Origin of the sequence: Paenalcaligenes suwonensis, from assembly GCF_011290505.1 — a bacterium.
GTDB classification, from domain to species: domain Bacteria; phylum Pseudomonadota; class Gammaproteobacteria; order Burkholderiales; family Burkholderiaceae_B; genus Paenalcaligenes; species Paenalcaligenes suwonensis.
In genome coordinates this window covers 350912-377468 of the sequence record NZ_JAANPV010000003.1, presented here as the reverse complement: position 1 = coordinate 377468, position 26557 = coordinate 350912, and the positions used below count along the sequence as shown (strand labels likewise).

Here is a 26557-nt window from a genome sequence, read left to right as displayed (position 1 = left end):
GCTACGCTAATACGAAGCAGTCTCTTGTATGTAGCAACTAATACTACGTATAGAGGTTTACATCTATGCTTAGCAGAGCATTGCGAGCTGAGGGTACTGCTCACAAGAAAGGGCGGTGAGCCTATCAATTACGATACTTCGGAGGCGGCGGAGGAAAACTTTTTTGATTTGGTGTCTCAAATCATAAAAAGTTGTTCCGCAGTCCCTCAGCATGTGCGATGAATACAGCTGTCATCCTGAGTCAGGATCGGGCGTAGAAACCTACTAATCTTTCATCCACATCACGAACAAAACCGTACTCGCGCTTAATAAAAGGCTGTAAACCTTTCAGTAGCAGCATGCTCAGGGGGACGGAGAGGAAACTTTTTTGATTTGGTGTCTCAAATCATAAAAAGTATTCCTGCAGTCCCCAGCGTGTGCGATGGATACCGCCGTTCCCCTGAGCCTACATTACACGTAGAAGCAAAGACTCGTTAAGCCTTCCTAAACACCAAAGCTAAGCCTGCCAAAATAGCCACCATACCTACTAACGCTAAAGCAGGCAGAGCATTACCTAAAAACACATAGTCCATAATCACAGTGACCACAGGCACTAAGTAAAACAAGCTGGTGATGTTGACCAGATTGCCAGAACGTATCATGCGATACAGCAGCAATTGAGCAGCGACAGAAATTACCAAGCCTAGCCATAACAACGGAATTACTAAGCCCCAGTCTAGGTTCAGGGTTTGGGTTTCAAACGGCAGCATAACAATGCAGAGCAATAGGGTCATGACATACTGCAACGGTAATACCGCGTCTGGTGCCTGTTGAATGCTTTTCTGGCGTAGTGAGCCAAAGGTAATGCAAGCCAGTGCTCCTAGGCCATATAACAGCCCCAGCGTAGAGATATTCGCTACCGATGCACCTTGCCATACTACTAAGGCTAAACCTGCCATGGAGGGTAATAAGCCGCTTAAACGCCAAATGGAAAACCGACGCTCTGTAAGCAGTAAGGTGAGTACAGGCTGGGTACCGAGCAAGGTAGCTAATAAACCGGGGGTAATGCCATGTGCCATAGACTGGAAGTAGAAAATGGAATAGCCACCTACTAACAGTAAGCCGGTGCTAGCTACTTGCCAACGCGTACCTTTAGCAGGCCAGATGGGTCTGCGTAAACCCAGCAGCAATAAGGCTCCCATCGCTAAGGAAAACCGTAATAACAGCAATACCGTGGGCGAGGCGTAATCTAGGCCCCAGCGGGTAAATAGGGCGGCGCTGCCCCATAACAATACAAATAGTCCCATGGCTGCATGTGCAGACCACGCAGGATTTAAAAATGACATGATAGTCTCATCTAGTAAAAGCTATAGATTTCGGCCAACAGCAGTCGCTTTCATTTACAAGCAGTGAAAGCCGAAGAAAAACAGTAATGAGGGTCGTTAAGCTACTACGGCTACGACGACGTGAGCTACGACTACGCTAGACATTACTGGAGGCGCTATAGATGAGGGAGGGGGAGGGGTTGCTGCATTCACGCGCACACCGGCCGCCCAAGTGGGGCAAGCGCGAGTAGAGTGGTGTGTGGTGAGTAGTATGAATGGGTTCTATAAATGAACTATACCTGCCCACTATAACGAGTGTTTTTGGCGTGGGCAAGCATTTTTACGGAGTATTTAGGCGCGGCTAATGCGTTGCAACAGGTTAAGTACGTGTTGCGCCCGTTCTTTTAACGCCGTGTCGTTGGGCATTTCCATTTTGAGTTTGTCTGGTCCAGCGAAACGAATGTGTTTGTTTTTTTGCACCAGTTCAATCAAGGTAATGGGGTCTACATTGGGTTTGCTGGAAAACTGTATGTTGGCATAGTCGCTAGTGACATCCACTTTGGTAATGCCTAACGCTTCAGCGGCTAAGCGTATGCGGTGTACGGCCATCAGTGTTTGAGCGGCTTCGGGCAAGGGGCCGTAGCGATCAATTAGTTCTTCTTGTAGGCTGTTTAGCTCGTCATTGTCACGGGCATGAGACAGTTTTTTGTATAGCCCCAAACGTGCATGTACATCCGGGCAGTAATCCGCGGGCAGCAAGGCTGATGCGCGTAGATTCACTTCGCACCCGCTTGTAAATGGGCTGTCTAGGTCGGGCTCTTCGCCAGCTTTTAGCGCCTTGATCGCGGTGTTCAACATGTCGGTGTACATGGAGAAACCGATTTCTTGAATATTGCCAGATTGGTGCTCACCCAGTACTTCACCAGCCCCTCGAATTTCTAAGTCATTCATGGCGAGGAAGAAGCCTGAACCTAGTTCTTCCATGGCTTGAATGGCTTCTAATCGTTTTTTGGCATTGCTGGTAATAGCGTCTTCGCCAGGGGTAAGCATATAGGCATAGGCTTGGTGGTGTGATCTACCCACACGGCCACGTAGCTGGTGCATTTGCGCCAAGCCTAGTTTGTCCGCGCGGTGAATCACAATAGTATTCGCACTGGGCACATCAATACCGGTTTCGATAATGGTGGTGCATAGCAAAACATTGAAGCGTTTTTGATAGAAGTCTTTCATCACGCTTTCAAGTTCGCGCTCGGGCATTTGGCCATGCGCAACCCCAATGCGGGCTTCGGGTACCAGTTCTTCTAATCGAGCTCTACGGTTTTGGATGGTTTCTACTTCGTTATGCAAGAAATACACTTGGCCACCACGTTTAAGCTCACGTAGCAGGGCTTCACGGATGGTGCTGCCATCTTCGCGACGCACAAAGGTTTTGATGGCTAAGCGTTTTTGTGGAGCTGTAGCAATGACCGAGAAATCACGAATACCTTCTAATGACATCCCTAGGGTACGAGGAATAGGGGTGGCCGTTAAGGTAAGCACATCTACTTCAGAACGTAGTGCTTTCAGCGCTTCTTTTTGGCGTACGCCAAAACGGTGTTCCTCATCGATGATGACTAAGCCTAGGTTTTTAAACTGCACGCTAGAGGACAAGATTTTATGCGTACCAATCACAATATCCACCTGTCCGGATGCCAAGCCGTCTATGGCTTGTTTGCTTTCTTTGCCTGATCTAAAGCGTGAGAGCTCTGCAACGCGTACAGGCCAGTCAGCAAAACGATCAGTAAAGGTTTGGGCATGCTGTTCTGCTAGCAAGGTGGTAGGGCACAACAAGGCAACCTGCATACCATTCGCCACGGCCAAGAACGCTGCACGCAAGGCAACCTCGGTTTTGCCAAAGCCCACATCACCACAAATTAGCCTATCCATAGGGCGGCTAGAACGCATGTCATCCAGTACCGAGTCAATAGCGGCTTGTTGATCCGTGGTGGCTTGGAAACCAAAACCGGCAGCAAACTCTTCGTAGTTGCTAAACGGCAATTTGTATTGATTGCCCGTGCGTAGAGCACGTTTGGCGTACAAGTCTAGCAATTCAGCAGCGGTGTCGCGGGCTTGTTTTGCAGCTTTACGGCGTGCTTTTTCCCATTGTCCTGAGCCTAGCTGGTGTAAGGGGGCTGACTCGGCGTCTGTGCCGCTATAGCGTGAGATAAGGTGCAACTGGGACACGGGTACATAGAGCGTGGCTTCTTTGGCGTACTCCAGATGCAGTAGCTCCATGGGACCTTCGCCTAGGTCCATCTCGATTAGGCCGCAATAGCGGCCAATACCGTGTTCGCTGTGCACGACAGGATCACCCTCGCGCAACTCGGATAGGTCGCGCACCATGGCTTCTACGTCAGTGGTTTTTTCTTGTTTGCCACGTCTACGTTGACTACGAGCCTGGGTGGGGTAGAGATCGTTTTCCGTTAGGATGCTAATGGCTGCACTATGCAGTGCAAAGCCTTGCGATAGGGGGGCTACCACCAAGGCAAACTGCGCATCTGATTGCAAGAAGTCTTGCAGGTCGGCCGGAATGGATGGCACGTGTAGGCCAAACTCTTGCAGCATTTGCCCTAAGGTTTCACGCCTACCCGCCGAGTCAGCGCACAACACGGTACGTCGAGCAGGATCGGTAATCTCGCGACGTAGGGCAGCGACAGGGTCTTCGGCACGGCGGTTAACGGCGACTTCGGGTAGTGCCTCGAAGTCAGGGTGTGGTGCACCGGCTTGTAGGTTGAGTCTGGGGTATTCTTTGAGGCGAGCATACAGCTCGCTTTCATTTAAGAAGAGTGAGTGTGGCGGCAATACCGGGCGCTCACGGTCTGCATTTAAGAAGGTGTAGCGGCTATGGGTGTCAGTGTGAAAGTGTTCTATCGCGCCCGCTAAGTCACCGTGAGTAACCACTAAAGCTTGATCGCTAAGGTAGTCAAACAGCGTGGCGGTTTGCTCAAAAAAGAGGGGGAGGTAATACTCCACACCGGCGAAAGCGATGCCATTACCTATGTCTTTATAGGGCAGGGCACGGGACGGGTCGCCTTCAAATACCTCACGGAAACGACTACGAAATAAGGTGCGTGCCGCTTCATCCATGGGAAACTCGCGGCCAGGCAATAACTGCACTTCAGGCACGGGATAGAGGCTGCGCTGGGTATCGGCATCGAACGCGCGTATGGACTCGATCTCATCGTCGAATAGGTCCAAACGGTAGGGTAATACCGAGCCCATAGGGAAGATGTCTATCAATCCGCCGCGTACGCAGAACTCACCGGGTGCAGTAACTTGGGTGACGTGATTATAATTAGCCAGCACCATCTGTTCGCGCAGCTGGGTTTCGTCTAGTTTGCTGCCTTGTTTAAACGAGAAGGTATAAGCGGCTAAAAAAGAAGGTGGTGCCAAACGGTACAAGGCAGTGCTTACCGGTACTGTCAGTACATCAACCGTTTTCTGCTGTAGGGCATGCATGGTTTGCAGGCGTGAAGACACTAAGGCTTCATGCGGTGAAAAACCATCATAGGGCAGAGTTTCCCAGTCAGGAAACTGCCTAATGTTTAAACTGGGAATGAATAAGGGTAGTTCGTCGGCCAGTCGCGATGCATCCAGCGGGTTGGCGCATAGAATGACTAGGGGGCGAGCACTGCGTAGGGCTAAGTCGGCCAGTAAGCAGGCATCGCCAGAACCAGGTGGAAGGCTTTGGGTATAGCGCTGCCCCGGCTTCAGAGATTTCAGCAGCTCGCCAGTGCTGGGTAAAGACAGAGCGGCAGAGATGTTGGATGAAGGCAGGGAGCTCATGGTAAGGAATAGGATGAGTAAAAAAATTATTGCAATTGTACCGGCTGCAGGCGTAGGTACGCGGGCTCGCCGAGGTGGATCAGTGTTGCTGTCGGCAACCGTACCCAAACAGTATGCGTTAATAGGTGGAGAACCTATGCTACGCCGAACTGTGCAGGCGTTGTTGCGTGAACCACGCATTAGTCAGATTAGGGTTATTGTAAGCAGGGAAGACACTTGGGTGGAATCTTGTTTGCAAGGGATGGAGCGCACAGTGTGGCGTCATTGTGGTGGTGAAACTCGTGACCAGACTGTACGTCAGGCTCTAGAGGACTTACGCGCTGATGACGATACGTGGGCTTTGGTGCATGATGCGGCTCGTCCAGGAGTACCCGTAGAAGATTTAGAACGTCTAATTTCCGGCTGCTTAGAGCACGGCCAAGGTGGCCTCTTGGCATGGCCGGTGACGGATACCGTCAAGCGTCAAACACCATTGCAAGAAGATAGGCAGACACGCAGTGAGCAAACCGTAGATAGGGAAGGCCTGTGGTTGGCGCAAACGCCACAAATGTTCAAAGCCAATTACTTATTAGACTGTTTGCAAAAAGCCCAACAACAAGGGGCTAGCATTACCGATGAAGCCTCTGCTGTTGAGTTGCAAGGTGGCCAGCCTTTATTGATACCGGGTTCTAAACGTAATTTGAAAGTAACGTGGCCCGAAGATTTTGAATTGATGGATAGGTGGTTATAAGCCATGGATATTCGTGTAGGACAAGGTTTTGACGTGCACGCCCTCGTAGAGGGGCGTGACTTGATTATTGGTGGCGTAACCATTCCCCATACACATGGTTTAGCAGGGCACTCCGATGCTGATGTGTTGCTGCATGCGGTAACCGATGCGTTGTTGGGCGCGGCGGCATTAGGAGATATAGGTAGACATTTCCCAGACACCGACCCTCGCTATAAAGGCGCGGACAGTCGCGTGTTGCTGCGTGATGCGATGGCGTTGGTTGCAGGCTTGGGGTGGAAGGTGGTGAACGTGGATGCCACCGTGCATGCACAAGCCCCCAAAATTGGCCCTCATGCTGCAGCAATGGTGGCGAATATTGCTGCTGACTTAAATCTGGAAACAGATAGGGTGAACATCAAAGCCAAGACCAATGAAGAACTAGGCTATTTAGGACGTAAAGAGGGGATTGCCGCCACAGTGGCCGTGTTGCTGTGGCGTGATTAATCGCAGAGGTCTTAGGTAGCGCTGCGCTTCATGCGTGGAATAGTAATGCGTACCAACAAGCCTTGGGGCGGATGCGAAATCAGCTCCAAGGTGCCGCTAACATGACCAAGCAAGCGCTCTACAATCGACAGGCCCAACCCCGCACCGCTGACCCCTGTTCTGGCGGTTTCACCACGAGAAAACGGGCGCAACAAGCGTTGTACTTCATGTGGCTCAATCCCTACCCCTTGGTCTTCTACGGTAATCTCAATACTATTTCCGCGTGTTGAGGCAGTAAGGTGTATGTTGGCTTGGTTGGTTAACGGGCTACGGCCATAACGCCTAGCATTTTCAATCAGGTTGCTGACTATACGTTTTAGGTCATTGGCTTGTATGCGAGCAAAAAGAGCTGTCTCAATTTCTGCGGTGAGGTTCCCGCCCAAGCTTTCAGTGTGAGAGCGTTCTCTATCAATGAGTTCTTGTAGAGCAAGCGAGGCGTCAATGCCCTCCTCGGGTACGGCTCCTGCGGGTCTAGCATATTCCATCAACTGACCAATACTGTGGTCAATCTGCGCTAAGTCTTCGTCAATCGCATGGCGAGTTTCATCGCTGACGTTGCTGAGTTCAATCTCTAAGCGCATACGAGCCAGTGGCGTACGTAGGTCATGCGAAATACCGGCCAGCATAATTTCTCTATCGGCTTCTGCTTGGCGTATGTCGCGTGCCATACGGTTAAACGCAACGTTTAGCTCACGAATTTCATTGGGGCCACGTTCAGGCAAAGGGGAGGGGGTCTCACCTCTAGCCAACTGCTGTGCTACTTTGGCGAGTCGTGCTAAGGGGTGGTTGACAAAGCGCACACTGACGGCAGCACCAATCAAAGCGAGTAGTAAGGCGGTAATTGCCCACCCTAACCATTCTGGGCCAGCGGTTAGTGTTAATTGCTCTCTATCAAAAACCAGCCAATATTTGTCGTCGTTAATATCAAACGATACCCAGATGCCGGGCATCTGATTGACTGACCACATCACTAGTGTTTGGCTACCTAAACCGGCACGGATTTCTCGGTAGACTTCTTGCCAGTAATTAGAGCGTTGTAGAGGCTCAAGCGTATCGTTGCTATCACGTGGTTGTACACGCAGTCCCTCTTTAGTGGCTAAGTCTAAAAGTAAGGCTGGGCGTACATGCGGTGGTGCATACGTGAGCGCTGAACGCGTGATACTCACAGCGGTGGTCACCCGCTGGGCCATTTGTCGGGCACGAGGGCCTTCTTCCATACTGAAAAAAACTTGCAGCCATGCCCCCAAGCTAATGAGCATTAATGCAGCAAGTAATAAAAAGGAACGACTAAAAAGGCCAAGAGAAAAACCAGATCGCTGCTGCGATCTGGCTTGTGTAGAAGATGGCGGGAGTGACGTGTACATACCTCAAGTCTAGATTAGTTTCCGCCGTCCGGTATAAATACATAGCCTAGTCCCCACACAGTTTGGATGAAGATGGGTTTGGATGGGTTGGGCTCTATAAGTTTACGTAAGCGGGAAATCTGTACATCCAGACTGCGATCAAAGGCTTCGTATTCACGTCCACGGGCCAATTCCATTAGTTTGTCGCGAGACAGAGGAATTTTGGGATGACGTGCAAACACCTTCAGCACCGAGAACTCACCAGTAGTGATAGGCACTACTTCTTCGCCTTTGGTTAACGTACGTGTAGAAAGGTTCAGCGTATAAGGACCAAACTCTATGGACTCGTTTTCTTGGCTAGGCGCACCAGGGTGTTCTTCCGTGCCGCGTCTACGCAAAATAGCGTTCACACGTGCTAGCAATTCGCGAGGGTTAAAGGGTTTGATGAGGTAGTCATCAGCGCCCATTTCTAGGCCCACGATACGGTCAATTTCCTCGGCTTTTGCAGTAAGCATAATGATGGGCGTGTTATCATGCCCACCACGTAAGCGGCGACAAATTGATAGGCCATCTTCACCTGGAAGCATCAGGTCTAGTACCAGCAGATCAAAATGCTCTCGCTGCCAGAGTTTGGACATTTCTTTACCATCCTCAGCAACAAAAACATTAAAACCTTGTTCCGAGAGATAACGGCGCAGTAGATCGCGCAGTCGGGGATCATCGTCAACGACGAGAATTTTACGGGATAAAGGTTGTTGTGCTTGTGTATTCATAATGAAGGTGACTGGCTCCGTGTTGTTCGCATCTGGGCTGTTTCAGAAATTTAACTGATTCAGACTCGTGGGTACGAAATGTTAGGGGAAGACCATCGCGAAACGCCGTGTTTTCTAAGGCCGCTAGAGTGCAATTTTATAGATGTAACAGTGCTTGTAAAGCCCCTCTCGTAATTGTTTTGTAGTTCTTTGTTAATGACAGAAAAGACGTAAAATAGCACTATGCAAGTACATATTTTGGCTTTAGAAACATCAACATCAGTCTGTGGCGTCGCTTTGTTAAGCCAACAAGGTGAAACGACACAGCTCTACGTACGTCGTCATGAAGGCAGCAGTGAGCACGCCGAGTTTCTACTACCTATGGTAGAAGAGGTGCTAGCAGAAGCGGGTGTAAAACGGCATGAAATCTCAGCAATAGCCTTTGGGCAAGGCCCTGGAGGCTTTACCGGGTTGCGAGTGGCTTGTGGTGTGGCGCAAGGGTTAGCTTTCGCATTGGATTGCCCTGTGGTACCCATTCCATCGTTATTAGCGGTTGCTGAAGCACTAGAGAAAGTACCTGGGCAACTAGAGGTGGTAGCGATTGATGCTAGGATGCAAGAGCTTTACGTGGCGGCGTATCTCTACGAGGAAACACGTAAAAACTGGCACCGCTGTTACAATTCGTTACTAATTGATGTTCAGGTTTTGCCCGATTGGTTGATGTACATACGTAATCAAGAAAATGAAGCAGGTACCATTCGGGTAAGTGGCGATGCAATAGCAGCATTCCCAGAGCTGGTGGCTACCTTGCAGAATATGTCTAGTGTACAGCTAACTGAGGCATCAAAACCGGATGTTGAGGCAATTGCGCATCTGGGTTTGCAAGCGTATTTGTCTGGCGAAGGTATAGCTCCCGAGTTGGCGGCCCCTAGTTATGTACGAGACAAAGTAGCATTCACCACAGCAGAGCGAGAACAGGGGTTGGGTGGAAACCCTGCGGCAGTCTGGCGCCCCGAGTGATAATGACAAGGATGCTGAACATGACCCATGCAGTAAACATTCGAGAAATGAAACTGGCTGATGTGGCTGTGGTAGCAGGAATTGAAGCGCAGGTGCAGCAGTTTCCTTGGAACGAAGCCAATTTTCGTGATAGCTATCTAGCCTGTCATGTGATGTTTGTGGCTGAGGTTCAAGATACCGTTGTTGGGTTTATGGTCATCATGATGGGACCAGATGTAGGCGAGCTTCTGCTTATTGGTGTAGCCCCCGACTGGCAATCCCAAGGTGTGGGTTCTGCATTACTAGAGGCCGGAGAGCAGCTAGTGCGCCAAAAAGGCAGGGAGGCGTTGTTGTTAGAGGTTCGACGCTCTAATCAACAAGCACAAGTGTTTTATGCTGCGCGTGGTTATTGCCAAATAGGTATGCGCAAGAATTACTATCCATTAGATGAGCAACAGCGTGAAGATGCCTTGTTGCTGCAAAAAGATTTAGGCGTAGAGTAGTCATGGACGTTTCAACCTCATCAGGTGTGGTATTGAACTCTGTACAACTGGCTTGGCTGCAAGAGCTAGGAATAGAGCGTACGCATTTGCATAGGTTGGGGGCGACGGTTGCTAGCGCGCCCACAGAAGCTGTTACCGCCGGATCAACGGCCACGCCAACGACAACAGCGCCAGCAAGTACTGCTGGTACGGCTGTGCCAGCAGAGGTGGCACAGCCTGCAGCGATGCCAATCCCTCAAACAGAGGGTGGTTTGCAGGCGGCCATTCAGGCACTGCGTAAGGCGGCAGGCATACGACAGAACACACGTACCGATACCGAGTCTGAAACCGAGAGTGTGGCTGCGCCCGCTAAAATCCCCGACACCTTTGCTGCCTTGGAAGAGGCTGTACAGCAGTGCCAAGCGTGTGGGTTGCATCAGATGCGTTCACAGGCAGTTTTTGGCAAAGGACAGCAACAAGCGCGTTGGTTAGTGTTGGCAGATGCGCCCGGCGATGTAGACGATAGGCATGGTGTGGCTTTTGATGGTCAGGCTGGCGAGCTATTGCAGGCGATGTTAACCAGTGTGGGGCTCAACGAAGCGGAGCACTGTTTCATTACGCATTTGGTGAAGTGTAGGCCGTTGAATAACCGACAGCCAGTGGCCGAGGAAATTAGTGCCTGTAGCCCGTATACGCTTAAACAGATTGAACTGGTGCAGCCAGCCTATATTTTGGTGTTGGGTCAGTTAGCCGCGAATCAATTGTTGAATAACACCAGCGATATAGAAGAGTTGCGCGAGAAAGTGCACCACTGGCAATCGCCACAGGGTAAGGCTATACCGCTGATCGTGACGTACCATCCTGCGGCGTTGCTATTGCGTCCACAACATAAAGCCAATGCGTGGCGTGATTTAGCGTTGGTTAAAGCCCTGAACCAACAGGGCTAAAACTCAACTATTTGTTATTCGCAACGATGGCGGCTGAGTGCGCGGCCATGGCCTTTTTGACCAATTTGTCGACGCAACTGTGGGAATTTGTTGTGGTTGTGATGGCTCCAGCGTATAAACAGCAGCATCAACGATGCCACCAGCAAACCGAAGATCACGATAATCACGTTGATAGGCAGGTTCAGCCACAGCATTAAACTGTACATAGCTAACATCAGCAAGATGTTCAACTGCTCATTGAAGTTCTGCACGGCAATAGAGTGGCCTGCCGACAAGAGCACGTGGCCACGGTGTTGCAGCAAGGCGTTCATGGGCACCACAAAGAAGCCAGATAGCGCGCCAATCATGAGTAGCAATGTATAGACAGCCCAAGGTGAGTAAACCACAGGCATTAAGAGTACGACCAAGCCCATGACCACACCCATAGGCAGTACTTTAAGTGAGTGGCGCAGCGGAATCTGACCAGCACAGACAGCGCCGATCACAGTGCCGAAGGCTGCCACACCCATCAAAATAGTGGCTTCGTCTAGGGTGTAGCCTAAGTGTTGTGCACCCCACTCAATCACAATCAATTGCAAGGTTGCGCCTGCACCCCAGAATAAGGTGGTGACGGCTAGTGATATTTGGCCCAATTTATCGCGCCACAATACCAGTACATAAAAACGGAAATCACGCAGCAAGGCGACAGGATTGGTTTTTTGCTTAGGGTACTGAATGTTGGTGTTAGGAATCATCAAGTTGCACAGGGCTGCAGCGATGTAAATACAGCCAATCACCAGAATGGCTATTTCGGCGCGGTTTTGTGCAATGGCGGTGATGCCAGGGAGTTTTTGTAGGTGGTGGTACACCTCTGGGGTGATCAGCACACCGCCTAATACCGTACCCACAATGATAGACAGCACAGTAAGCCCTTCAATCCAGCTGTTCCCTTTCACTAAATCTTGGGGGGGCAGCATCTCGGTCACAATACCGTATTTGGCAGGAGAGTATGCAGCGGCACCAATCCCTACGAGGGTGTAGGCAAAAAAGATGGTGAATAGCTGTATAGATGTATCGCTAGAAACGAACTGATAGGCAAACATCAGGGCACAGCCCAAGATTTTTACCGAGTTGGTGATGAACATGACCCGCCCTTTAGGGTAGGCGTCAGCAAAAGCACCCACAAAGGCGGCTAGCACGACATAGGCCAGTGCAAACCACCATTTCATCATGGGAAGCATCCAACTAGGACCTTGCAGGTCAGCAATCAGGGCAAATGCTGCAATCAGCAAGGCGTTGTCGGCAATGGACGACAGCGCTTGTGCGCCCATGACTAGATAAAAACCTCGTTTCAAAATTTTTCCTTATTGGTAGCCTTACTAGCATTGTAAGGCATGCGCTTAGCCCTGTAGGTCATACTAGGCGCGGTATGATGCAAAATTGAAGTCAAAGAGCCAAATCATATATCAGTATCAATATTTTGATGAGTAGAATTTGGCGCGGGCGCTGTGTGCGGTATCATTACGTTTTTGGCTTTTAGCATCACAGTGGAATTGGTGTGTTTGTGCCAATGGGGTGGTGTTGCAAGCTCTTCGCTAACGCTTGTTTACTGAACTTGTGCGTTTAACTCAAATAAAACTTGCCGGATTCAAGTCGTTTGTAGACCCAACCGTCATACCTACTCCTAGTCAGCTAGTAGGGGTGGTGGGGCCAAATGGCTGTGGAAAATCCAATATTATTGACGCCGTGCGTTGGGTGTTGGGTGAGACCCGAGCCTCGGAGCTGCGTGGCGAGTCCATGCAGGACGTTATCTTTAATGGTAGTGGCAACAGGCGTCCCTCTGCTAGAGCATCCGTTGAGTTGGTTTTTGATAACAGCGAAGGTAGGGTAGGCGGGCAGTGGAACGCCTATACTGAAATCTCGGTAGGCCGTGTGCTCACTCGCGATGGCAATAGCAGCTACTACATCAATAATCAGCAAGTTCGTAGACGCGATATTCACGATATTTTCCTTGGCACCGGTCTAGGGGCTAGAGGCTACGCCATTATTGGTCAGGGCATGATCAATAGGTTGATTGAGGCCAAACCTGAAGAACTACGTGTGTATCTGGAAGAGGCCGCTGGGGTATCGCGCTATAAAGAGCGCCGTAAAGAAACCGAAAGCAGGCTAGCCGATACGCGTGAAAACCTGACGCGCCTTGATGACATCATGAGCGAGTTGGACGATCAGTTAGAGCGCCTACATAAACAAGCCGAAGTGGCGATGCACTATAAATCGCTGCAAGAAGAGGGCGAGCTGAAGCAGCATTTGCTGTGGTTGCAGCGTGAAAGTAGTGCTAAAGATGATCAGCAGAAAAAAAGCGTGGCCATTGAACAGGCGCAAACGGATGTGGAAGCAGCCATTGGCGGCTTGCGTGCCGTTGAGGCACAGCTGGAAACACTACGTCAAGCGCACTTTGATGAAGGCGATGCCGTACATAAAGCACAAGCGGCTGTGTACGAAGCAGGGTCTAGGGTCAGCAGCTTAGAAGCAGAAATTCGTCACGTACAAGATACACGTAATCGCATGCAAAGCAGGCGCTCACAGTTGGGCGCGCAGCAGCAGGAGTGGCAAGAGCAACAAGAATACTGTGCTGCTGAGTTAGAAGAGTTGGCGGCGCAACAAGAAGAAGCCGCTATACGAGTAGCCGAAGCCGAAGCAGCGACTGAGCATGCGCAAGGGTTATTGCCTGAGCGTGAAGCACAGTTGCAAGAGTTATCAGCACGCCGCGATGGCTTGCGCCAGCAGGTTGCGCGCATAGAGCAAAGTTTAGCGGTGCGTGCGCAGGCCGTACAAGACATGCAGCGTCAGCGCCAGCAACTGCTGTTGCGCAAGGAGCGCTTGGAAAAAGAACGTGCGGATCATCAAGGGCCTGATGATCAAGCATTGCTGCGCTTAGAAGGCGAGAAACAAGTACAGTCGCAGCAATTGGCAAGTGCCCAGCAAGCGCTGCAGGAGCAAGAGAGTGTGTTGCCTAGGCATGAGGCAGCGCGTGCGGAATCACAGCAGGTGCTGCAGAAACATCAGTCAGAACACGCTAGATTAGAAGCAAGATTAAGCGCGTTGGTGCAATTGCAGGAAGATGTGCAGCGCCAAGATAAGTTAGAGCCGTGGTTAGAAAAGCAGGGCTTGGCCAGTGGCAGTCGTTTATGGCAGCAACTAGGGATAGAGCCAGGCTGGGAAACAGCTGTAGAAGCTGTGCTGCGCGACCGTGTGGCAGCGGTATCTGTGGCAGACCTAAACACATTGAAGTCTGCGTTAAGCTCTGAGCCGCCCGCTAGGGTTGAGTTTTATAGCTTGCCATCTTTAGCCCCTACTGGTGTGATACCAGCAGACAGCTTGCTTGCCAAGCTGCGGTTACCTAACCCTGCATTGCAGCAACTACTGCAGGCGTGGTTGGGGCATATGGTGGTGTGTGACAGCTTAGAGCAGGCATGGAGTAAGTTGGCACAACTGGAGCCGGGCCGTGTGTTGGTGTGTCCAGAAGGGCATTTGTTAGATCAATACTCTGTGCGATTCTATGCTCCCGACGATGCACAAGCAGGAATTCTGGCGCGACAGCAAGAGATTGTGAATCTGCAGAAGCAGTTACGTGCCAGCCAATTAGACTTAGAACAATATAAAGAAAGCGAGCAAAAAGCCCATCAGGGTTGGCAACAGGTATCGCAGCAGTTGCCCAGTTTGCGCCAGCGTGTGGGCGAGCTAACCGAACGGTTGCATACGGTGCAGCTAGAGCATGCCCGTTTGCGTCAAGAGGCGGAGCAAAGTAGCAATAGGTTGCAGCGCTTATCCAATGAGTTAATAGAACTGGGCCAATCTGAGGAAGAGTTGGTCGCCAGTTTTGAGGAATCTGAATTACAAGCTGAAGAATTGCAGGCTCAACGTGAAGAGCTGCAAGAGCAGTTGGAAGAGCAAGAAGATCAGTTAGAGCGTCTGAGTGCCGAGTTGCAAGAAATACGTCAACAATGGCGTGATAGAGAGCATCAAAGCCAAGAAAGCCGTCACCAAGAAAGGTTATTGCAAGCGCGCATCGAAGAGTTGTCGCGTACGCAGCGCTTAGCACGGGAGCAGTTAGAGCGAGCCGCCGCCGAATTGTCGGGCTTACAAGGTGAGCTGACGGTGATGGATGTAGAGGTAGCTCAAGAAAGTCTGCAGGAAGCGTTGACACTACGTGCTGAAAAAGAAGAATATTTGTCGGTTGCACGTACACGTTTAGAGCATGTGGCAAGTAGTTTGAAAACGGCGGAGTCGGAACGAGCGCGGCTAGAGCAAGTGGTAGAGCCGCTGCGCCAGAAAGTCACAGAGCTGCAGTTGCAAGAGCAGGCGGCCAGGTTGTCGGTAGAACAGTTCACCGAAATGCTGGACGAGCGTAATGTGAATAGGCAGGCGCTTCGCGAATTACTGCAAGATAAACCCGAATCCTGGCAGCGCTTAGGTTGGTTGCAAACCGAGGTGCAGCGTATTTCTAGGCAGATAGATGCGTTAGGTGCAGTGAACTTGGCGGCGCTAGAAGAGCTGGCAACTGCAAAAGAACGTAAAACCTATCTGGATGGACAGCATGAGGATTTGACACAAGCGATTGAGACGCTGGAAAATGCCATCCGTAAAATAGACAAAGAAATTAGGGAATTGCTGCTGGGCACATTCAATGTAGTGAATGGGCATTTTGGTGAGTTATTCCCACGGTTGTTTGGTGGTGGTGAAGCCAAGCTCATCATGACAGGCGATGAGGTGCTGGATGCCGGCGTGATGGTGATGGCGCAGCCACCGGGCAAACGTAACAGTACTATTCATTTGCTCTCTGGTGGAGAGAAAGCCTTAACGGCGACAGCATTGGTGTTTGCATTATTTAAACTGAATCCAGCACCATTCTGTCTACTAGACGAGGTGGACGCGCCGCTGGATGATGCAAATACTGAACGTTATGCACGTTTAGTAAGCAGCATGAGCGACCAAACGCAGTTTTTATTTATTTCTCACAATAAAATAGCCATGCATATGGCAAAGCAGTTGGTTGGGGTTACCATGCAAGAGCAGGGTGTTTCACGTATCGTGGCCGTGGACGTGGAGTCTGCGATTCAGATGGCTGAAGCGTAACGGGCAGGTTAACGATTTTTTCGGATACGGATGGCGTAATGAGTGATTTACAAATTGGACTGATTTCAGCTGGCGTTCTCATTATTCTTCTTGTACTGGTGTTTAACTGGTGGCAAGACCAGCGCGTCCGTCGTCAAATGCAATCCAAGTTGCCCGAGGCGGAAAGTGATCCCTTAATGGGGCAACTGGGCGGTACTGCTCCTGTGCGTAAAGAGCCTACTGTTCGTATCGCTGATAGCTTGAAAAGCTCTCAAGACGATGCTCAGGTGGATGAAGTTGATCCTACCTGCGAAGCTGTTATTGATATTAGTTTTAATCAGCCTGTATTGGGTGATGAGCTGTCGCAAGTACTGCAAACGTGTTTGCGCAACCTAAGCAAACCTATACGTTTTTTTGCGATTACCGAAGAAGGTAATCACCACATGCGTTTAGTAGAAAATGAGCGCTATGTGTCTATGCAATTGGCAATTTTGTTGGCGAACCGTTCTGGTCCCTTAAGCGATATTGAGTGGTCTAACTTATGGTCAGCAGCACAAAATGTGGCGCAGCACTTTGATGCCAGCCTAGAAGGCCCTGAACAGCACTTGGTGGTAAACCAAGCCCAGCAATTAGATGTATTGTGCGCCAATCTAGATGCCGTGGTGAGCTTGGTGGTGCGCTTAGAGGGCCCTGTTAATGTACAACGTGTACTCAACACGTTGGGCGAGGCTGGCTTTTTAAGTTATGGCCGCCAAATGGCTTGGTTAGCGGATTCGGGTATTCCCCGTTTTACCGTATTGTTTGATGGCCAAGCAGTAGAAGATGTGCAGTCTGCAAGCGTGGAGCGGCTGGATTTGGTGCTAGATGTGCCAAATAGCCCCATGGATACCCAAGCGTTTAGCCGGATGGCAAGCGTAGGGCGTGATCTGGCAGTCCGGTTGGGCGGCCAATTGCTGGATGAGCAAGGTAGAGTTTTTTCAGAACAGAGTGATCAACAGATTGATGAACAGCTTTACACCATGTATCAGCAGTTGGAAGAAGCAGGTTTTGTGGCGGGTGAGTCGCGCACAGCGAGGGTTTTTGCGTGACTAAGCAGCGTCTCGAGAAGTTAAGGCAGGAAATTAATCAGCATAACTACCGGTACTATGTACTGGATGCACCTAGCGTGACCGATGCTGATTACGATGTATTGATGCGCGAACTGCAAGCGATAGAAGCTGCGCATCCCGAATGGATATCACCCGACTCCCCCTCGCAGCGTGTGGGTGCGGCACCCGCAAACGGCTTCGCTACAGTGCGCCATGCGGTGCCTATGCTGTCGTTGGCGAATGCCTTTGATGAGGATGAGCTGACCGCTTTTGATAAGCGTGTTAGTGACACGTTGCTGTCGGCGGGCCTATTACGTCCAGGCGAGCAAGTAGAGTACAACGCAGAATACAAGTTTGATGGCTTAGCCGTTAGCCTGCGCTATGAAGATGGCGTACTGGTACAGGCCTCTACCCGAGGTGATGGGGCTACAGGCGAAGACATCAGCAGCAATATACGCACCATACAATCTGTACCTTTGCGGTTATTAGGTAAGGAAGGTAGTTGGCCAGCCGTGCTGGAAGTGCGTGGTGAAGTGCTGATGAACAAAGAAGACTTTGATGCGCTGAATCAAGAGCAACTGCGTAAGCGTGACAAGGTGTTTGTAAACCCCAGAAATGCGGCGGCAGGTAGCTTACGTCAGTTAGACCCGCGTATTACCGCCCAGCGACGTTTGCGTTTTTATGCGTATGGCTGGGGAGAAATCAGTGTGCAAACGCCTAGTCCCCAGCAAGATCTATTATCACAACTGCAGCACGAGTTTGCGGAACCTTATGCTACCCAAGCGGAAATGCTGCAGTGGTTGCGTCAACTGGGTTTGCCTGTGAACCGTAACCACGAAGTGGTCAAAGGGGTAAAAGGGTTGTTGGCTTATTACCAGCAAACGGGCGAGCAGCGTGCGCACCTGCCTTTTGACATCGATGGTGTGGTGTACAAGGTCAATTATTTGGATCAGCAACGTGTGTTGGGTTTTGTGGCCCGTGCACCGCGTTTTGCTATTGCGCATAAATTCCCAGCAGAAGAAGCACAAACCGAAGTATTAGGTATTGATGTGCAAGTAGGTCGTACGGGGGCGATTACACCTGTCGCGCGCTTAAAACCGGTGTTCGTGGGTGGTGTGACGGTGACCAACGCTACCTTGCACAACGAAGACGAGATTCGTCGTAAAGATGTACGCGTGGGCGATCATGTGGTGATACGGCGTGCTGGTGATGTGATCCCTGAAATTGTGCGTTCCATCATAGAGCTGCGTCCTGCGACCACATCTGCTTTTGTGATGCCAACCGAGTGCCCTGTATGTGGGTCTGCAATTGAGCGCGTGGAAGATGAAGCCATTGCACGCTGCACGGGTGGTTTGGTTTGTGCGGCACAGCGTAAACAAACGGTAGCGCATGCCGTGTCGCGTAAAGCACTGGATATGGACGGCATTGGCGAGAAGCTTATTGAGCAATTAGTAGAGAGCGAAAGGGTAAAAACCTTAGCCGACCTCTACACGTTGAAAGTAGAAGAGCTTTTGCTCTTGCCACGTATGGGGCAGAAGTCGGCCGCTAATGTGATTAAAGCTATTGACGATGCACGGAATCCCGAGCTGGCGCGTTTGTTGTATGCCTTAGGAATTCGTCATGTGGGGGAAACCACAGCGCGTGATTTGGCTAAGCACTTTGGTGATTTAGATAAAATCATGTCTGCCACCGAAGAGGAGCTGCTAGAGGTGTCTGCCGTGGGGCCAGTGGTGGCTGCGTCGATTGCGCATTTCTTCTCAGAGCCACATAACCGTGAGGCTGTACAGCGACTGTTAGAGGCAGGGGTGCGTATTACGCTACCCGAAGCACCAGCAGAGGGTAGTCAGCGCTCACAAAGCTTAAGTGGTCAAACCTTTGTTCTAACTGGCACCATGCCCACATGGACACGCGATGAAGCTACACGGCATATCTTGGGCGCTGGTGGTAAGGTAAGTGGTTCAGTATCTTCTAAAACCGCATACGTGGTGGCGGGTGCCGAGGCCGGTAGCAAACTGCGTAAAGCAGAAGAGCTGGGCGTGGCAGTGTTGGATGAAGATGGTTTGAAAGCACTATTAGGTGTGCAGTAAATCATGAGGACATAAAAAAAGCTGGCCTAGGCCAGCTTTTTTTATGTGTAGCACGAACGCTTAGTCAATTTTAGCGTTTTGCATCAACGACTGTTGGTACTGTTCCAACTTGGTTTGACGCATCATTTCAGCGATCTGATCTTTCACGTCGTTCAGCTCTGGGAAGGTAATAGGACGGCTGTCTTCTACCACCAGAATGTGCCAACCGAAGTCAGATTGTACGGGCGCAGCACTCAGCTCGCCTTTTTTCTGAGTGTTAACGGCATTAGCAAATGGTGCTACATAGCTAGACGATGCAGACCAACCTAAGTCGCCACCACGAGCCGCAGAGCCTGGGTCTTTGGAGTACTGTTTAGCAGCATCCTCAAAGGTGGTTTTCTTGGATTTCAGATCAGCCAAAACGCTTTTGGCTTGGTCTTCGTTTTCCAACAGGATATGGCGCACACGGTATTCTTGTTTGCCTGCTTCTTGTTTTTTCAGTACTTCGTACTCGGCAGCAACTTGAGCGTCAGTAACGGGGTTTTTCTTCAGGTAGTCGGACATCAACGCACGAATCATGATGCCTTGCTTAGCCAGTTCGATCTCTTGGTTAACAGCAGGTTGATTAGCGATGCCGGCAGCTTCAGCAGCTTGTACCATGATGGTGCGGCCGATGATTTCTTGCTTTACTTGTTCACGTAGCTCTGGGCTGTCTTGGGCGCCTTGCTCTATTAACAGAGCAATGAAGTCATCCACGGATTTTTGTGGAATGGGCTTGCCATTAACGGTTGCAGCGTTTTGCGCGTACACCGGTACAGCCATCGCGCAGGTCAACATAATTGCGGCAAATCGTTTCATGTGAATCCTTTGTTAAGAGTTAGTGCTAGCCTGTATGGATAGCGCATGAATAGGATGAGGCATCAGGTCAGTAACTCGATCATACACAAGGCGGTGGCGCGCGAGTGTAGTTAGCCCCGTAAATTTTGGTGAACTTATGATCAGTTTGAAGTGCGAAGCGCCACCTTTGGCACCGGCATGACCGGCGTGCAAGTGCGACTCATCAATGACTTCTAGGTGCGTGGCTTCTAGATCGGCCAAACGGCGGGTAAGTTCTTCTATGCGTTCTGTAACGTTCATAACGAATAAATGGCCCTGTTAAACGTGGTCATCGTTAGCGGCTGGAGCTTTGATGTGCTTGGCTAGCCAAATGGATTGGCCAATAGCAAAAATTACCAGCAGCCCTAATAGCCCAAAGGCTTTAAAACTAACCCACTGCTCTTCAGAAAACTGGCCCGAAAAAGCAATGTAAAGATTAAGCGCGCCTGAAACAATAAAAAAGAGCACCCAACTGTAATTGAGTTTGTCCCATACCGCAGTGGGGAGTGAGACTTGTGCGCCCATGAGTTTCTGCATCAGGTTGCGTTGCATGATCAAGCGGCTACCCAATAGTACGGCAGCGAAAATCCAATACAGAACGGTGGGTTTCCATTTGATGAAAGCATCATTTTGAAACAATAAGGTGGCACCACCAAACACCATAATGATGGCGAGGTTGATCCAGTGCATGGCTTCAATCGTGCGTTGACGTATTTTGAGCCAGATGATTTGCACGGCTACCGCCGCCATCGTTACCCCAGTTGCTACATACAAATCAAATTTGCGGAAAGCAATAAAAAATAAAATCAGGGGGAACAGGTCGAACAAAAGTTTTTTCATGATAAGTCGGACTCGGGCTCAAAAGTCAAAGCAACCGAATTAATACAGTAGCGTAGACCAGTTGGAGGAGGGCCATCAGGAAATACATGGCCCAAATGCGCATCGCACACATTGCATAAAATCTCGGTACGTACCATGCCGTGTGAGGTATCTACCTCTTCGCGTACGTTATCGGGATTAATCGCATCAAAATAACTGGGCCAACCGCAACCAGCATCGAATTTAGTGTCAGAAGCAAACAAAGGAGTATGACAACCAACGCAGCGATAAATTCCCGGCGTAGTGCTGTTCCAGTACTGGCCACTGTAGGGGCGCTCTGTACCGTGTTCACGCGTCACATAATAAGCTTCAGGAGAAAGTTGAGCACGCCATTGCTCTGGCGTTTTACGTATTTTGTTCACATCGAATACCTTGTGGGAGACTAGCGGCCAAAACTATAGCGCATAGTGTATGCGTAATTGTAGTGTCGTATAAGCTTGCATGGTATTTACTAGGCGATAAATTGTAATGATCACGATATAATCAACCGTTTTTTATATAACAATTCCGTCTAATTTAGTCATGCAAAGGGGGCTGAGATGTCGTATAGAGTTTTGCGTCGCGCAATGGTGGCAGGGGCAATTGCCCTAGCATTTCCTTTGGCTGCTTCAGCTCAAGTTAAAGTGGGCGTAACCGTATCTTCCACAGGTCCAGCGGCATCGTTGGGTATTCCTGAGCGCGATACAGTCAGTTTGTTGCCTACTGAAGTAGCAGGAGAGAAAGTGGTGTATGTGGTGCTGGATGATGCCACTGACACTACACAAGCAGTGCGTAATACCCGTAAATTGGTAACGGAAGATAACGTGGATGTGGTGCTGGGTACATCAGCCACTCCAGGTTCTTTGGCCATGATCGACGTGGTTGCAGAAAACCAAGTGCCGATGATTAGTGTGGCGGCCAACGCCAGCATCATCGAGCCTATGGAAGGTGCTCGTAAGTGGGTATTTAAAACCCCACAAAACGACTTGTTGATGGCCGAAGGTTTGGCTGCCACCATGGAAAAACAAGGCGTTAAAACCTTGGGCTTTATCGGTTTTAACGATGCCTACGGTGATGGTTGGTTAGACGTAATGCGTAAAGCCGCTGAAGCCAAAGGCATTTCGGTTGTTTCCGCCGAGCGTTATAACCGTAACGACACCAGTGTGACAGGACAAATCCTGAAACTGCTGGCAAGCAAACCGGATGCCGTGTTGATCGGCGCTGCAGGTACGCCTGTTGCTCTGCCTCAGCGTGAATTGAAAAACCGTGGTTTTGCTGGTCAGATCTATCACACACATGGTTCCGCCAACAACGACGTACTGCGCGTATGTGGCCGTGACTGTGAAGGCATCATTTTGCCAAGCGGTCCATTGCTAGTGGTGGATCAGTTGCCTGATGATCACCCTGCTAAGGTTTCTGCTAAAGCTTACCAGACCGTGTACGAAGCTAAATACGGTGCCGGTACCACCAACACCTTTGGTGGTCATATGTGGGATGCAGGGCAATTAGTAGTGGCTGCTATTCCTGTTGCGCTGGAAAGCGGTGCTAAGCCAGGTACAGTAGAGTTCCGCCAAGCATTGCGTGATGCAATCGAAGCGGTAAAAGACTTGTCCGCCTCTCAAGGTGTTTTCAACATGACAGAAACCGATCACTCCGGTTTGGATGAGCGTGCTCGCGTTATGGTGAAAGTAGTTGACGGCAAATGGACTTACCAGCCTGATCTGTAATAAGAATACAGATTTTTAGGCTTCTGAACTAACGGCAGGGGCGTATGCTCCTGCCGTTTTGGTGTAGTTATGATTGAAAATTCCTGTACTGATGGTGTAAGGCTATGGACAGCACAATAGTTCTGATTTTATTGCAGGACGGGCTGCTTAATGGTGCGATCTACGCATTGTTGGGCTTGGCGCTGGTTCTGGTCTTTACCGTAACACGCGTTATTTTTATCCCGCAGGGTGAGTTCGTCACCTATGGAGCCTTAACGTTGGCCTTCATAATTAACGGGCGGGAGCCAGGAACGCTGAAGCTGCTATTAATAGCTGGCGTATTGGTGTTTTTGTTGGAATTGTTTAGCGCGATACGCAATAAGGCCTTCGACGGTTTTTGGCGTACCGTAGCATGGACTTTAGTGTTGCCCGCTGTGCTGTATCTGCTAAGCCCCTATATGGTGGGCGGTACGGTGCCTCTGTGGTTGTCCGTGCTTTATGCCTTAGCGATTGTGGTTCCTCTAGGACCTATGCTGCACCGTTTGGTGTATCAGCGTTTGTCGGAATCTAGCGTGTTGGTGTTGTTAATCACCTCTGTTGCCGTTCACTTTGCACTCACTGGTTTGGGCTTAGTGTTCTTTGGTGCAGAAGGGTGGCGTACACCAGCTTTCCTAGAGGGGCAGGTCATGGTGGGCGAGATGAGCTGGTCAGCACAAACCATCTTTGTGTTGCTATCGTGCGCGATATTGATTACCGGCCTATGGATTTTCTTCGGTCGTACGCTGTATGGCCGTGCTTTGCGTGCTACCGCTGTAAACCGTCGTGGTGCGCGCTTAGTGGGTATTAGTACCATCATGGCAGGCCGATTAAGCTTTGGGCTAGCGGCAGCGATTGGTGCCTTCTCGGGTATGTTGATTGCTCCGGTAACCACCATTTATTACGACACTGGCTTTTTGATTGGTTTGAAGGGCTTTGTGGCAGCCATTGTAGGGGGCTTGGGTAGTTATCCTCTTACAGCGATTGGCGCGATATTCGTGGGTGTGTTGGAAGCCTTTGCTTCGTTCTGGGCCAGTGCTTACAAAGAAGTGATTGTGTTCACCTTGATTATCCCCGTGCTGTTGTGGCGTTCATTTAGTTCGCGTGGTGTAGAGGATGAGGATTAAGCATCATGAATAGAGTGTTATTAGCTGTCGTGGTGCTGGTGTTGGCGGTGTTCCCTTTAGTGGGATCAGTGCCTCCATTCTGGATCACACAAATGAATTACATAGGCTTGAGCAGCCTAGTCGTGCTGGGTCTACTGCTGTTAACCGGTGTAGGTGGTTTGACCTCGTTTGGTCAGGCGGCCTTCGTCGGTATTGGTGCCTACACTACAGCGTACATGACCACATGCTTAGGGTTATCGCCTTGGGTAAGCTTGTGGGCGGCCATTGCCTTGACCTTGGTGTTTTCTGCCCTGATCGGCATTATTACCCTGCGTTTGTCGGGGCACTATCTGCCATTAGGAACCATCGCGTGGTCGCTGTCACTGTATTACTTATTTGGTAACTTGAGCTTCTTGGGCCAGCACGATGGTATTTCTGGCATTCAGCCTCTTAGCCTGTTTGGGATGAACTTAGGGGCAGATAAGCATATTTATTACCTGATCTGGGTGATATTGCTGTTGGCGCTGTGGCTGACTCATAACTTGCTGTATTCCCGCCCTGGTCGTGCAATTCGTGCGTTGCGTCATGGTAAACACATGGCGGAATCTTTTGGCGTGAATATGCCAGCGTACAAAACGATCATCTTCGTTTACGCGGCCGTGTTGGCGTGTATTTCGGGTTGGTTGTACGCACACTTTCAACGTGCGGTTAGCCCAAGCCCATTTGGTCTGAACTACAGTATTGAATACCTGTTTATGGCGGTAGTGGGTGGAGCAGGTAGCGTATGGGGGGCCGTGCTGGGCTCCACGGTGATCCTGACACTGAAAGATCAAATTCAAAACTGGTTGCCTAAGTTTTTTGCGATGGACACCAACTTTGAACTGATCGTGTTCGGTCTGTTAATGATTTTCGTGTTGCAGTATGCCACCGGAGGTTTGTGGCCGTACTTGTCAGCGGGCTGGCGTCGTATTACAGGCACTCGCAACAAAGCGTTGGTAGTGGCCGATGTGCAAAATGCGTTGCAACGTCAGGCAGAGCCTTTGCCTCAACGACCAAAGCCTGAGCGTGGCTCCTTGGTACTAGAAGTGGATAAAGCACGCAAACAGTTTGGTGGCTTAGTCGCGGTAAACGATATTAGTTTCAAACTCAAAGCGGGCGAGATCATGGGTTTGATCGGTCCTAACGGTGCAGGTAAAAGTACTACCTTTAACTTGATTAGTGGGGTGTTGCCGCTGAGCGGTGGTGAAGTACGTTTTGCAGGCAAAGCCATCGAGAAACTACGAGCACGTGACATCGCCCGTTTGGGTATGGCGCGTACCTTTCAGCATGTGCAGTTAATTCCTGACATGACTGTGTTGGAAAACGTGGCCTTGGGTGCGCACTTGCGTCGTCGTGTTGGTATCTTGTCTGCCTTGCTGCATTGGGACAGACGCAGCGAAGCTGAATTGCTGCACGATGCAAAGCAGCAATTGATACGCGTAGGTTTGGGTGATTACTTGTACGAAGAAGCCGGCAACTTGGCTTTGGGCCAACAACGTATTCTAGAAATCGCACGTGCCTTGGCCGCTGATCCAGTACTGCTGTTGTTGGACGAACCTGCTGCTGGTCTGCGTTACCTGGAAAAACAAGAGTTGGCTCGTGTGCTGTCACAACTGCGTGATGAGGGTATGAGTATCTTGTTGGTTGAGCACGATATGGACTTCGTCATGCGCTTAACGGATCACTTAGTGGTGATGGACTTTGGTACACGTATTGCTGAAGGCACGCCGCAAGAAGTGCAGCAGAACCCTGCTGTATTGCAAGCGTACTTGGGCGGTCTAGATGAAGATCTGGACGTGGATGAAACACAGCCAGAAGTAGAGGGCGCGTAATGACCACAGAAAATCAAGATAAAGCTCCTGTACTGCTGGAAGTAAAAGGCTTATCTGCCCGCTATGGCAAGGTGGGGGCGTTGAACAATGCCTCTATCAAGCTAGAAAAAGGTAGCATCGTGACTGTGATTGGTGCCAACGGTGCAGGCAAGTCCACCATGCTGAACGCCATCATGGGGGCGCTGCCTACCAACGGCCGCAGTAGTGGCAATGTGCTGCTACAAGACAACGACATTTCTGCATGGAGTGTAGAGCGTCGTGTGGCGGCAGGCTTGTCCTTAGTGCCGGAGCGTCGAGAGCTATTTAGCAGTATGTCGGTGGAAGATAATCTGTTGCTAGGTGGTTTTAGACTACACAGACAAAAAGTGGCGAACTGGCGCGGCATCATGGACGAGGTCTACGAGTTGTTTCCACGTTTAAAAGAACGTCGCACACAGCAAGCAGGCACCTTGTCGGGTGGTGAGCGTCAAATGTTAGCAGTGGGTCGTGCATTGATGGCGCGCCCTACCGTGCTGATGCTAGACGAGCCTAGCTTGGGTTTGGCGCCACGTGTGGTGCGTGAGATTTTCAAGATCATTAGCCGTTTGCGTGCTACAGGCGTATCCATTTTGCTGGTAGAGCAAAATGCCCGCGCTGCTTTACAAGTGGCAGACTACGGCTATGTGTTGGAAACGTCTGAGCTGATCATGCAAGGGCCTGCACGAGAGCTTAGCGATGATCCTAGGATTATCGAAAGTTACTTGGGTTTAGGGCAGGATAAGCAGGAGCAGTAACGGACTTTTGTCGTTGCTGTCAGAGCACCCCACCTGTTGGTAGAGTCCAATACGTGGGGTGTTTTAGTATGGTGGAGTTGCCGTTTTGAGGGGCATCAAAGTAGAAACCTACTTACTCATGACTGGACTGCATGAGCCTAAGGTTGTGACACCCGCTTATCAACGACTGTCTGCCGTAG

General features: G+C 50.3%; 21 protein-coding genes. 12 read left to right on the top strand and 9 right to left on the bottom strand.

Annotated elements, in window-relative coordinates; translation table 11 throughout:
- Positions 1–473 precede the first annotated feature (473 nt).
- Positions 474–1325, bottom strand: coding sequence for a DMT family transporter (locus tag GY634_RS07000; protein WP_207625524.1), 852 nt, complete (start codon positions 1323–1325; stop codon positions 474–476).
- A gap of 330 nt (positions 1326–1655) precedes the next feature.
- Entirely contained in the window at positions 1656–5129 is a 3474-nt protein-coding gene (gene mfd / locus GY634_RS06995) for a transcription-repair coupling factor (protein ID WP_166407817.1), read from the bottom strand.
- Between the two features lie 13 nt (positions 5130–5142).
- On the opposite strand from mfd, the gene ispD reads away from it, so the two are divergent.
- Together ispD and ispF are read left to right on the top strand one after the other, a co-directional pair.
- A complete protein-coding gene (ispD, locus tag GY634_RS06990; protein ID WP_166407816.1) occupies positions 5143–5859 on the top strand; it encodes a 2-C-methyl-D-erythritol 4-phosphate cytidylyltransferase in 717 nt (238 codons plus the stop codon).
- Between the two features lie 3 nt (positions 5860–5862).
- On the top strand, positions 5863–6342 hold the full coding sequence (ispF, locus tag GY634_RS06985; protein ID WP_166407815.1) for a 2-C-methyl-D-erythritol 2,4-cyclodiphosphate synthase: 480 nt from the start codon (positions 5863–5865) through the stop codon (positions 6340–6342).
- Between the two features lie 11 nt (positions 6343–6353).
- On the opposite strand, the gene GY634_RS06980 is transcribed toward ispF, so the two are convergent.
- Both GY634_RS06980 and ompR read right to left on the bottom strand, forming a co-directional pair.
- The gene (locus GY634_RS06980; RefSeq protein WP_423227291.1) at positions 6354–7745 is read right to left on the bottom strand and encodes a sensor histidine kinase; all 1392 of its coding nucleotides are present in this window, start codon (positions 7743–7745) and stop codon (positions 6354–6356) included.
- A gap of 14 nt (positions 7746–7759) precedes the next feature.
- Positions 7760–8497, bottom strand: coding sequence for an osmolarity response regulator transcription factor OmpR (ompR, locus tag GY634_RS06975; RefSeq protein ID WP_135861444.1), 738 nt, complete (start codon positions 8495–8497; stop codon positions 7760–7762).
- Positions 8498–8719: 222 nt separating this feature from the next.
- Here ompR and tsaB point away from each other — a divergent pair, with 222 nt between their 5' ends.
- From tsaB to GY634_RS06960, 3 genes are read left to right on the top strand one after another with little or no spacing between them, the layout of a single operon-like run.
- Positions 8720–9496, top strand: a complete 777-nt coding sequence (tsaB, locus tag GY634_RS06970; RefSeq protein ID WP_166407814.1) for a tRNA (adenosine(37)-N6)-threonylcarbamoyltransferase complex dimerization subunit type 1 TsaB — start codon at positions 8720–8722, stop codon at positions 9494–9496.
- Positions 9497–9516: 20 nt separating this feature from the next.
- Positions 9517–9978 carry a ribosomal protein S18-alanine N-acetyltransferase gene (gene rimI / locus GY634_RS06965; RefSeq protein WP_166407813.1) on the top strand — a complete coding sequence of 154 codons (462 nt, stop codon included), beginning with the start codon at positions 9517–9519 and terminating at the stop codon, positions 9976–9978.
- Positions 9979–9980: 2 nt separating this feature from the next.
- On the top strand, positions 9981–10904 hold the full coding sequence (locus GY634_RS06960) for a uracil-DNA glycosylase (protein ID WP_166407812.1): 924 nt from the start codon (positions 9981–9983) through the stop codon (positions 10902–10904).
- Between the two features lie 14 nt (positions 10905–10918).
- Here the strand turns inward: GY634_RS06960 and lplT are convergent, their stop codons facing one another.
- On the bottom strand, positions 10919–12238 hold the full coding sequence (gene lplT, locus GY634_RS06955; RefSeq protein WP_166407811.1) for a lysophospholipid transporter LplT: 1320 nt from the start codon (positions 12236–12238) through the stop codon (positions 10919–10921).
- A 262-nt stretch (positions 12239–12500) separates the two neighbouring features.
- Between lplT and smc the strand changes: the two genes are divergently transcribed.
- Genes smc through ligA form a run of 3 tightly spaced genes read left to right on the top strand, consistent with a single transcriptional unit; the run spans position 12501 to position 19173 of the window.
- Positions 12501–16019, top strand: a complete 3519-nt coding sequence (gene smc / locus GY634_RS06950) for a chromosome segregation protein SMC (RefSeq protein WP_166407852.1) — start codon at positions 12501–12503, stop codon at positions 16017–16019.
- A 38-nt stretch (positions 16020–16057) separates the two neighbouring features.
- Positions 16058–17086: a cell division protein ZipA C-terminal FtsZ-binding domain-containing protein gene (locus GY634_RS06945; protein ID WP_166407810.1), complete on the top strand. Its 1029-nt coding sequence runs from the start codon at positions 16058–16060 to the stop codon at positions 17084–17086.
- The gene (gene ligA / locus GY634_RS06940) at positions 17083–19173 is read left to right on the top strand and encodes an NAD-dependent DNA ligase LigA (RefSeq protein WP_166407809.1); all 2091 of its coding nucleotides are present in this window, start codon (positions 17083–17085) and stop codon (positions 19171–19173) included. The genes GY634_RS06945 and ligA overlap by 4 nt, the downstream gene beginning before the upstream one ends.
- 60 nt (positions 19174–19233) lie before the next feature.
- Here ligA and GY634_RS06935 read toward each other — a convergent pair whose 3' ends face one another.
- From GY634_RS06935 to msrB, 4 genes are read right to left on the bottom strand one after another with little or no spacing between them, the layout of a single operon-like run.
- Positions 19234–20010 carry a peptidylprolyl isomerase gene (locus GY634_RS06935; protein WP_166407808.1) on the bottom strand — a complete coding sequence of 259 codons (777 nt, stop codon included), beginning with the start codon at positions 20008–20010 and terminating at the stop codon, positions 19234–19236.
- A 12-nt stretch (positions 20011–20022) separates the two neighbouring features.
- Positions 20023–20289, bottom strand: a complete 267-nt coding sequence (locus tag GY634_RS06930; RefSeq protein WP_166407807.1) for a BolA family protein — start codon at positions 20287–20289, stop codon at positions 20023–20025.
- Positions 20290–20307: 18 nt separating this feature from the next.
- Positions 20308–20868: a septation protein A gene (locus GY634_RS06925; protein ID WP_166407806.1), complete on the bottom strand. Its 561-nt coding sequence runs from the start codon at positions 20866–20868 to the stop codon at positions 20308–20310.
- The gene (gene msrB / locus GY634_RS06920; RefSeq protein WP_166407805.1) at positions 20865–21269 is read right to left on the bottom strand and encodes a peptide-methionine (R)-S-oxide reductase MsrB; all 405 of its coding nucleotides are present in this window, start codon (positions 21267–21269) and stop codon (positions 20865–20867) included. Before msrB ends, GY634_RS06925 begins: the two co-directional genes overlap by 4 nt.
- Positions 21270–21446: 177 nt before the next feature.
- On the opposite strand from msrB, the gene GY634_RS06915 reads away from it, so the two are divergent.
- The 4 genes from GY634_RS06915 to GY634_RS06900 all read left to right on the top strand — a co-directional run bounded on the left by GY634_RS06915 (position 21447) and on the right by GY634_RS06900 (position 26378).
- Positions 21447–22613, top strand: coding sequence for an ABC transporter substrate-binding protein (locus tag GY634_RS06915; RefSeq protein ID WP_166407804.1), 1167 nt, complete (start codon positions 21447–21449; stop codon positions 22611–22613).
- Positions 22614–22717: 104 nt separating this feature from the next.
- A complete protein-coding gene (locus GY634_RS06910) occupies positions 22718–23755 on the top strand; it encodes a branched-chain amino acid ABC transporter permease (protein ID WP_166407803.1) in 1038 nt (345 codons plus the stop codon).
- Positions 23756–23760: 5 nt separating this feature from the next.
- Entirely contained in the window at positions 23761–25605 is a 1845-nt protein-coding gene (locus tag GY634_RS06905; RefSeq protein ID WP_166407802.1) for a branched-chain amino acid ABC transporter ATP-binding protein/permease, read from the top strand.
- Positions 25605–26378 carry an ABC transporter ATP-binding protein gene (locus GY634_RS06900; protein ID WP_166407801.1) on the top strand — a complete coding sequence of 258 codons (774 nt, stop codon included), beginning with the start codon at positions 25605–25607 and terminating at the stop codon, positions 26376–26378. The genes GY634_RS06905 and GY634_RS06900 overlap by 1 nt, the downstream gene beginning before the upstream one ends.
- Positions 26379–26557: the final 179 nt, after the last annotated feature.

Coding starts and splice junctions, on each gene's coding strand:
- GY634_RS06935 (WP_166407808.1), bottom strand. CDS start 20,010: ATGAAACGATTTGCCGCAATTATGTTGACCTGCGCGATGGCTGTACCG.
- ispF (WP_166407815.1), top strand. CDS start 5,863: ATGGATATTCGTGTAGGACAAGGTTTTGACGTGCACGCCCTCGTAGAG.
- GY634_RS06960 (WP_166407812.1), top strand. CDS start 9,981: ATGGACGTTTCAACCTCATCAGGTGTGGTATTGAACTCTGTACAACTG.
- ispD (WP_166407816.1), top strand. CDS start 5,143: ATGAGTAAAAAAATTATTGCAATTGTACCGGCTGCAGGCGTAGGTACG.
- GY634_RS06900 (WP_166407801.1), top strand. CDS start 25,605: ATGACCACAGAAAATCAAGATAAAGCTCCTGTACTGCTGGAAGTAAAA.
- GY634_RS06980 (WP_423227291.1), bottom strand. CDS start 7,745: ATGTACACGTCACTCCCGCCATCTTCTACACAAGCCAGATCGCAGCAG.
- GY634_RS06915 (WP_166407804.1), top strand. CDS start 21,447: ATGTCGTATAGAGTTTTGCGTCGCGCAATGGTGGCAGGGGCAATTGCC.
- GY634_RS06910 (WP_166407803.1), top strand. CDS start 22,718: ATGGACAGCACAATAGTTCTGATTTTATTGCAGGACGGGCTGCTTAAT.
- GY634_RS06925 (WP_166407806.1), bottom strand. CDS start 20,868: ATGAAAAAACTTTTGTTCGACCTGTTCCCCCTGATTTTATTTTTTATT.
- GY634_RS06945 (WP_166407810.1), top strand. CDS start 16,058: ATGAGTGATTTACAAATTGGACTGATTTCAGCTGGCGTTCTCATTATT.
- GY634_RS06930 (WP_166407807.1), bottom strand. CDS start 20,289: ATGAACGTTACAGAACGCATAGAAGAACTTACCCGCCGTTTGGCCGAT.
- rimI (WP_166407813.1), top strand. CDS start 9,517: ATGACCCATGCAGTAAACATTCGAGAAATGAAACTGGCTGATGTGGCT.
- GY634_RS06905 (WP_166407802.1), top strand. CDS start 23,761: ATGAATAGAGTGTTATTAGCTGTCGTGGTGCTGGTGTTGGCGGTGTTC.
- ompR (WP_135861444.1), bottom strand. CDS start 8,497: ATGAATACACAAGCACAACAACCTTTATCCCGTAAAATTCTCGTCGTT.
- GY634_RS07000 (WP_207625524.1), bottom strand. CDS start 1,325: ATGTCATTTTTAAATCCTGCGTGGTCTGCACATGCAGCCATGGGACTA.
- mfd (WP_166407817.1), bottom strand. CDS start 5,129: ATGAGCTCCCTGCCTTCATCCAACATCTCTGCCGCTCTGTCTTTACCC.
- tsaB (WP_166407814.1), top strand. CDS start 8,720: ATGCAAGTACATATTTTGGCTTTAGAAACATCAACATCAGTCTGTGGC.